Annotated in this window: 7 protein-coding genes; all 7 read right to left on the bottom strand. The window is 70.2% G+C overall.

From position 1 onward, the window contains the following. Window positions 1-347: 347 nt before the first annotated feature. Entirely contained in the window at window positions 348-2,591 is a 2,244-nt protein-coding gene (gene ptsP / locus F9K34_RS15050) for a phosphoenolpyruvate--protein phosphotransferase (protein ID WP_291337922.1), read from the bottom strand. Between the two features lie 152 nt (window positions 2,592-2,743). Next, window positions 2,744-3,643 carry a DMT family transporter gene (locus F9K34_RS15055; protein ID WP_291337924.1) on the bottom strand — a complete coding sequence of 300 codons (900 nt, stop codon included), beginning with the start codon at window positions 3,641-3,643 and terminating at the stop codon, window positions 2,744-2,746. A gap of 201 nt (window positions 3,644-3,844) precedes the next feature. Continuing rightward, window positions 3,845-5,104: an aspartate kinase gene (locus F9K34_RS15060; protein WP_291337925.1), complete on the bottom strand. Its 1,260-nt coding sequence runs from the start codon at window positions 5,102-5,104 to the stop codon at window positions 3,845-3,847. Window positions 5,105-5,299: 195 nt separating this feature from the next. Continuing rightward, entirely contained in the window at window positions 5,300-5,737 is a 438-nt protein-coding gene (locus tag F9K34_RS15065) for a DUF1178 family protein (protein ID WP_291337929.1), read from the bottom strand. 57 nt (window positions 5,738-5,794) lie between these two features. Further along, a complete protein-coding gene (locus tag F9K34_RS15070; protein ID WP_291337930.1) occupies window positions 5,795-6,247 on the bottom strand; it encodes an NUDIX hydrolase in 453 nt (150 codons plus the stop codon). A 130-nt stretch (window positions 6,248-6,377) separates the two neighbouring features. Then, complete coding sequence (locus F9K34_RS15075; protein WP_291337931.1) at window positions 6,378-7,349, bottom strand: threonine dehydratase; 972 nt, start codon at window positions 7,347-7,349, stop codon at window positions 6,378-6,380. Beyond that, the coding region (locus tag F9K34_RS15080) for a 3-deoxy-D-manno-octulosonic acid transferase (protein ID WP_291337932.1) at window positions 7,333-8,192 on the bottom strand (860 nt) is incomplete at its 5' end. The genes F9K34_RS15080 and F9K34_RS15075, both read right to left, overlap by 17 nt.

An 8,192-nucleotide genomic window follows, 5' to 3' on the forward strand; every position in this document is an offset into this window, starting at 1 on the left:
CCATGGCGAGGACGCGGTCACGCAGGCCTTCCGCCGGGAACGGGCCCTGCCGGCCGGCAGCTAGGGTGGCGGCCGCTCAGCGGTCCTGCCGGGCGAGCCAGTCCATCGCGGCGCTGCGGAACGGATTTCTTCCTCTCAAGGGTCTATCCTGAAATATCGAAGCGGCCAGCCACCTGGGGAAGCCCGGCTTGATCGTGTCGGTAGGCATGGGCATGCTCCTGTCTGCGGGGCTCAGTCTACCCGGCCACAGGTCCTGCACAGTTGACATGCATCAGTCGAGCGCGCATCCCGCCGGGACGACGATCGGCGCCAAGCCCATCGCGGCAGACTATCCTGCCGCCTTGACCTCAGATGTCCTGCCCGGCGAGCCAGTCCATGACCGTGGGCCTGAGGTTGGCGGTGCCGGTGGCGCATTCGCGGTCGATGAGCGCGCGAAGTTCGGTCAGGTCCACCCGGCGGATCAGGTGCTTGACCGGGCCGACGGAGGCCGGCCGCATGGAAAGCATGCGCACGCCGAGGGCGGCGATGCAGAGCGCCTCCACCGGCCGGCCGGCATCCTCGCCGCAGAAGGACAGCGGCGTGCCGGCCGCCGCGCAGCGGTCGACGATGTGGCGCACGAAGCGCAGGAAGCTGCTGTTCAGCACGTCGTAGCGGCGGCGCACGGCCTCGTTCTCGCGGTCGGCGGCGAAGAAGAACTGCTTCAGGTCGTTTCCGCCGATGGAGACGAAGTCGCACATCTCGAAGAAAGCGTCGGGCGCATAGGCGAGCGAGGGCGTCTCCAGCATTGCGCCGATTTCCAGCCGTTCGGGCAGCGCGTGGCCGAGCGCGCGCTCGCGCGCGATCTCGTCCATGAGCATCTGGCGCGCGTGGCGGAACTCGTTCACCTCGGCGACGAAGGGGAACATGACGGTGAGCGGACGCCCGTTCGCCGCGCGGATCAGCGCCTGGAGCTGCATCCGCATGACGCCGGGCTTGTCGAGGCCGACCCGGATCGCGCGCCAGCCCATGGCCGGGTTGGGCTCCTCCACCCGCTTCATGTAGGGCAGGACCTTGTCCGAGCCGATGTCGAGCGTGCGGAAGGCGACGCGCTTGCCCTTCGCGGCGTCGAGGACGCTGGAATAGATCGCGGCGAGCTCCGACCGCTTCGGCACATGGGCGCGGATCAGGAACTGAAGCTCGGTCCGGAAGAGACCGACGCCTTCCGCCCCGGAGCCGGCGAGCGAGGGCAGGTCGGCCATCAGGCCCGCGTTCATGTGGAGCGAGATCCGGGTGCCGCACTTCGCCTCGGCCGGAAGGTCGCGCAGGGAGGCATAGCGGTTCTGTGCCGCCGCCTGCATCGCGACCTTGTCGCGGAAGGCCACGGCCACCGTGTCCTCGGGCCTGAGGTGCACGATCCCCTGGTCGCCATCGACGAGGATCGGATCGCCGTTCAGCGCCTCGGCCGTGATCCGGTCGGCATGGATGACGAGCGGGATGGCCAGAGCGCGGGCGACGATGGCGGCGTGGCTGCCCACCGAACCTTCCTCGAGCACGACGCCCTTCAGCTTGCGGCCGTAATCGAGGAGCTCTGCCGGGCCGATGTTGCGGGCGACGAGAATCGGGTGGTCCGGCATCTCGGCCCCGGTATCCTTGCCCTGGCCGGTGAGGATGCGCAGCAGCCGGTTCGACAGGTCGTCGAGGTCGTGGAGCCGGTCGCGCAGATAGGGGTCGGGCACGGTTTCGAGCCGCGCGCGGGCGGTGGACTGTTCCTTTTCCACGGCGGCCTCGGCCGAGAGGCCGCGGGTGATGTCCTCCTCCATCCGCCGGAGCCAGCCGCGCGAATGGGCGAACATCCGGTAGGCTTCGAGGACCTGCTTCTGTTCCTTGTCGAGGCTCTCGGCGGCGAGCAGGTCGTCGACCGACACCCTCAGTTCGCTGACCGCGGCGCGGATGCGCTCGATCTCGGTCAGGGGATCGTCGGCGACCGGGTTCGTCACCACGACGCGCGGTTCGTGCAGCCAGACGCGCCCCTCCGCCGCGCCTTCCTGTCCGGTGGCGCCGCGGATCATCACCGGCCGCTTGTGCAGCCCCGCCATGGCGCCGCCGTCGCCGACGAAAGCGCCAAGTTCCGTCATCTCGGCCAGCACCATGGCGACGACTTCGAGCGCGTCCACCTCCTCCACCGAGAACTCGCGCGCGGTCTTCGACTGCACCACGATGACGCCGAGCTTCTCTCCGACGCGCTGGATCGGCACGCCGAGGAAGGAGGAATAGATCTCCTCCCCGGTCTCGGGCATGTAGCGGAAGCCCTTCTCGGCGGGGGCGTTGGCGGTGTTGACGGGGGTCAGCGTCCGGGCGACGCGGCCGACGAGACCCTCGCCGATCCGCATCCGGGTCTTGTGGACGGATTCCTCCTTCAGGCCCTCGGTGGCGCAGAGTTCGAGCGTCTCCTCGTCGCGGAAGAGGTAGATCGAGCAGACCTCGCAGCCCATGGAATCCGCGATGATGTGGGTGATCCGGTCGAGCCGCTCCTGGCCTGCGCCCGGTTCCGCAAGACTGTCGCGCAAGCGCCTGAGCAGCTTGCGGCTTTCGCTTTCCGTCCGTTCAGGCATGTCCTCGACCGATCGGTGTTTCCCCTTCTATAGGCGAAGCGATCGCGCTTGGGGAGTGGCCACCGTCGCGCGTCGAAGATCCGGCGCCGGTCGCGGGCTTCCCGGGGCCGAGCGGATGTCCTCCGCGGGCGCGGGGCCACGCCTTCTGGCACCTAGGTCGTCTTGCCCCAGCGCGCCACGACCATCGTCCCGAGAATGGCGAGCGCCCCGCCGGCGAGGCTCGCGCCCGTCGGGACCTCGCCGAGGAAGAGGAAGGCGAAAAGGGCCGCCATGGGGGCGACGAGGTAGACGATCGCCGTGGTCACCGCGATGGGCAGCTTGCCAAGCGCATAGATCGACCCGGCATAGGCGACGAGGGTCGGGAAAAGGATCAGCCCGGCAATCGCCATGTGGACGCGCGGGGCCGCCGGTGCCGCCTCGGCGAGGGCCGCGGGAAACCACGGCAGCAGGAACAGGCCGGAGAAGACGAGCGTCCAAGCCGTGCAGGCCAGGGCGCCATCCTCCTCGATCAGCGGTTTCTGCACCACGAAGTAGAGCGCGGCGGAGAGCGAGGCCAGGAAGATGAACATGGCCCCCGCGCCGAAGGCGAGGCCGCCGGGCTGGCCCAGGGCGACATGGCTCACGCCCGCGAAGGCGATCGCGCAGCCGGCCCAACCCGCGCGGTTCAGCCGCTCGCCCAGCACCGGCCAGGCGATCAGCGCCGTCAGGATCGGGATGATGTTGCTGATGAAGCTGGCGGCGCCGGCCGAGACCGTGGACTGGCCCATGTTGTTGAAGACACTGTAGCCTGCCGAGCCGAAGAAGGCCGCGGCGAGATAGCGCGGGACACGGCGCGGGCGCGGAAGCGGCGGGCGGACCCAGGCGATCCAGCCGAGCGCGAGGACGCCCGCACTGACGAAGCGCATCGCCGTCAGCGGCAGCGGGGTCATTGCGTCGAGCGCGATGGTCACTAGTGGAAACGCGATGGCCCAGGATGCGGCCGCCAGCATCATCGCGGCGAGCGGCAGCCCCCGCGTGGTCGGGCGCGTCGCCGCGGCCGTTTGCGTCGCCATGTCAACCATGCTGCCCGTCGTCCGTGCCGTCCGGGCAACCCTACCGTGCCGCCGGCACCTGGCTCAGCCGTTTTCGACCCGGCTTGTCGCGAAACGGTGTTCCGCGTCCGGCCGGACTGCGGGGCGATCATCCTGCGCGGCGGCGGTGCGGATGGCGGCCGGCCGGCCGCGTCATCCGGTGCCGGGTGGCGCGGGGCCGTATCAGGCCCTTTCCAGTTCGAAGGCGTCATGCAGCGCCTGCACCGCAAGCTCCATGTACTTCCGGTCGATCAGAACCGAAATCTTGATCTCGGAGGTGGAGATGACCTTGATGTTGATGTTTTCGGCCGACAGGGCGGCGAACATCCTTGCGGCGACGCCGGCGTGGCTCCGCATGCCGATGCCGACGACGGAGACCTTGGCAACGTCGGTGTCGATGATCAGCTCGTCGTACTGGATCTTGCCGGCCGCCTTCGCGTCCTCGATCGCCTTCTGGGCGCGGGGGACCTGGTTCACCGGGCAGGAGAAGGTCATGTCGGTCACCGCCCCCGGGTGGGCCGCGTCGTAGTCCTTCTCCGAGATGTTCTGGACGATCATGTCGACGTTGACGCCGGCATCGGCCAGCGTGCCGAAGATCGCCGAGGCGACGCCGGGGCGGTCCTCGATGGTGAAGAGGGTGATCTTGGCCTCGTCGCGCGAATAGGCGACGCCAGAGACGACTTTCGATTCCATGATTTCCTCCTCGCCGCAGACCAGCGTTCCAGAATTCTCGTCGGTGTCCTCGAAGGACGAGAGCACGCGCAGCCGAACATTATAGCGCATGGCAAGCTCGACCGAACGGGTTTGCAGCACCTTCGCGCCGAGCGAGGCGAGCTCCAGCATCTCCTCGAAGGCGATGCGGTCGAGCTTGCGGGCCTTCGACGAGATGCGCGGGTCGGTGGTGTAGACGCCGTCTACGTCGGTGTAGATGTCGCAGCGCTCCGCCCCGAAGGCGGCGGCGAAGGCGACCGCGGTCGTGTCCGACCCGCCGCGGCCGAGCGTGGTGATCCGGCCCTCGTGGCTCAGGCCCTGGAAGCCCGCGACGACCGCGACCTTGAAGCCCTCGGCGAACTTGGCGTCGATGTGGTCGCGCGGGATCGACACGAAACGCGCCGCGCCATGGGCCGAGGTGGTGTTGATCGGCACCTGCCAGCCCTGCCAGGACCGTGCCGGCACGTCCATTTCCTGCAGGCGCAGCGCCATGAGCCCTGCTGTGACGTTCTCGCCGGAGGCCACCACGGCATCGTATTCGCGCGCGTCGTAGAGGGGCGAGGTCTGTTCCACCCAGCCGACGAGCTCGTTGGTCTTGCCCGACATGGCGGAGACGATCACGATGACGTCGTAGCCGCGCTCCACCTCGCGCTTGACCTTGCGGGCAGCGTTCTCGATGCGGTCGAGATCGGCCACCGAGGTGCCGCCGAATTTCATCACGAGAAGCGGCATTCCGGCCCCCCAGTTCCCGCGCGTGACGCGCCTCAAGCCAAACCGCGCGCTTCTTATTCGCGGGGGGGCGTCCATGCAAGCGGATTGCGGGGCCGGTGCAGGGCTCGGGCGGCGTGTCGCAGGCCCGGCGCGGCCACCTGCGTCAGGACTCGCGGTTGCCGCCGGGTGCGATGCGACGTCCGCGGCTCCGGCCGGTCAGTTGGTCTTCCGCGCCGGCAGGAAGGGCAGGGGGGCCACGGGGATGCCGTCCTCGACGAGCTTGCGCGCTTCCTCGGCCTTCGCCTCGCCATAGATGGAGCGTTCCGGAACCCGGCCCTCGTGCATCGCCCGCGCCTCGGTCGCGAAGTTGAGGCCGACGTAGTCGGAGTTCTCCTCGACCTGGCGGCGGAGCGCCGCGAGGGCCGCCTCGACCGGGGTCTGCGGCGTGGCGAGCGGGCGCGGGGCGGCGGCGTCCGCGGCCGCCTTACGCGCGGGCCGGACGGCCGGTGCCATCAGCGTCTTCTCGACCCCGGTGGCGCCACAGACCGCACAGGCGACATGGCCCGCAGCCGCAAGCCGGTCGAAGGCCTCGGCCGACTGGAACCAGCTTTCGAAGGCATGTTCGTTGCTGCAGGTGAGCGAGTAGCGGATCATGCGTTACCCCGGGGACGTCCCCTTTCTATGTGGTCAGAAAGGACGGGGAATCAAGCGTTACGCGCCCTGCGGGGCGAAGGCGGCGAGGATCGCGCCGAGTTCCGGCTCCGCCACCTTTCGCGCGGCCTTCGCGGGCCGGAACCAGCGCCGGCGGCGCTGGCACCGTTCGGGGAAGTCGCCCCTGAGACGGGCGACCTCGACCGGAAAGACCGAGACGATGCAGGGCTGTGTCGACTTGTCGGCCATCACCTTGTCGTAGGTATAGAGCCCGAGCAAGTCGCCCGCGACCTGGCCCTCCACCCCGGCTTCCTCGAAGGCCTCGCGCAGCGCCGCCTCGGCCGGCGACCTGTCCTTCATCAGCCAGCCCTTGGGGATCACCCAGCGCCCGGTGTCGCGGCTGGTCACCAGCAGCACCTCGGGGCCGCGCTTCTTCGTCACGCGATAGCAGAGCGCACCGGTCTGCGCCATCGCCTCGGTCCCGCTGCCGCCCGTCTGTTCCACCTTTTTCATCGGTCTCCCGGGCCCTGCAATGGGCCCGGCTCCTGCCATCACCTGCCGTTTCCCGACGTTACGCGGGAATTGAGGTTAAAGTTAGCACCGCAGCCGGCCATGTTCCATACCGAAGGCCAATCGGCGGGCCTCAGACCCGGGGAATCCCGTCCGAGAGGAGCGTCCGGAACCAGTCCGTGTCGATGTTGCCGCCGGAAAGGATCACGCCAACGCGGCGGCCCCTCATCGCTTCCCGCTCCTGGAGGAGGGCCGCGAGCGCCGCCGCGCCGGCGCCTTCCGCGACGTTGTGGGTGGCCGAGAAGAGCAGGCGGACGGAAGCCGCGATTTCCGGCTCCGTCACCGCGAGGATGCGGGCCGCGCCCGGCCCGTAGATGTCGAGCGCCGCCTGAACCGGGACGCGCACCGCCATGCCGTCGGCGAAGGTGCGGGCGGAGTTCGTCTCGACGACCCGCCCGGCCTCGAAGGACAGCTTTGCACCGGGGGCGCCGGCGGCGACGACGCCCACCACCTCGGTCGCGAGCCCAAGCGCGTCGCGCGCGGCGATGACCCCGCAGATGCCCGAGCCGCAGCCGATCGGGACATAGACGGTATCGAGCGGCGGCGCGGCGCGGAAGAATTCGAGCCCGTAGGTCGCCACCCCGCGGACAAGTTCGGGATGGAACGGCGGCACCGGAAAGAGCCCCTCGGCCGCGGCGGCGCGCATCGCCTCATCCTTCGCGGTGTCGAAATCCTCGCCGTGCTCGCGCAGCTCCGCCCCGAAGGCACGCATCGCCGCGTTCTTCTCGACCGAGTTTCCCTTCGGCACATAGACGACGGCGCGCAGGCCCGCCCGCGTCGCCGCCCGCGCCTGGGCCTGGCCGTGGTTGCCGCGCGTCGCCGTGATGATGCCGGGGCAGTCGGGACGTGTGCGGCGCAGCCAGTCGACGAAGGTGATGGCGCCGCGCGCCTTGAAGGCGCCGATGGGCCCATGGTTCTCGTGCTTGACCCAGGTCTCGGCACCGGTGGCTTGCGCGAGGAGCGGCCAGGCGTACTGCGGCGTGGGATCCATCTGGGCATGGACCAGCCGTTGGGCCGCCTCCAGGTCCTCAAGGCTGAACGGCATCAGCGGCTCCTTTCAGGGGAAGGCCGGTCTCGCGCGAGAGTGCGACGAGGAAGGCGGCGATGGCGGGGCCGGCGGTGAAGGGGGCAAGCGCGCGGGTCGCCGCCTCGGCCTGCCGGGCTTGCGCCTGCGGCCCGGCGAGGCGGAGGATCGCCTCGGCAAGGCTGGCCGCATCGGTGACCTCGACCGCACCGCCGGCGGCGAGAAGCGCGGCGTAGGCGGGCACGGCGTTCGCCACGTGCGGGCCGGTCAGGATCGCCGAGCCGTGCGCCGCGGGCTCGAAGGGCGTGTGGCCGCCCCGGTCGACGAGCGAGCCGCCGACGAAGGTCATCCCGGCGCCGGCATACCAGCGGTCCATCTCGCCCAGCGTGTCGGCGAGATAGACGGGCAGGGCCGGGTCCGGTTCCGCGCCCGCGCTCCGCGTGGCGAAGGCGAGGCCCGCCGCGCGGATGGCCGCCTCCACCTCGGCCCGCCGCCGGGGATGGCGGGGGGCGAGGATCAGGCGGAGGTCCGGGCGCGCCGCGCGTGCCATGTGGAAGGCGGCCAGCACCACCGCCTCCTCGCCCTCGTGGGTGCTGGCGCCGACGAGCACCCATTCGTCCGTCGCGATCCCGAGCTTCTCCCGCATGCCGGCGACCCGGGTCGGGATGTTGTCGAACTTCAGGTTGCCGGTCATCCGGAGGCGGTCCGCCGGGACTCCCAGCTCGGCCAGGCGCGTCGCGCTCGCTTCGTCCTGGGCGCAGATCGCCGCGGCGGCCGGGAGGAGCCACCGCAGCGCTCTCGGGAGCCGGCGGTAGCCGCGGAACGACCGCTCGGAGATCCGGGCGTTGATGACCGAGATTGGAA

It is taken from the genome of Albidovulum sp. (genome assembly GCF_008933605.1).
GTDB lineage: Bacteria > Pseudomonadota > Alphaproteobacteria > Rhodobacterales > Rhodobacteraceae > Albidovulum.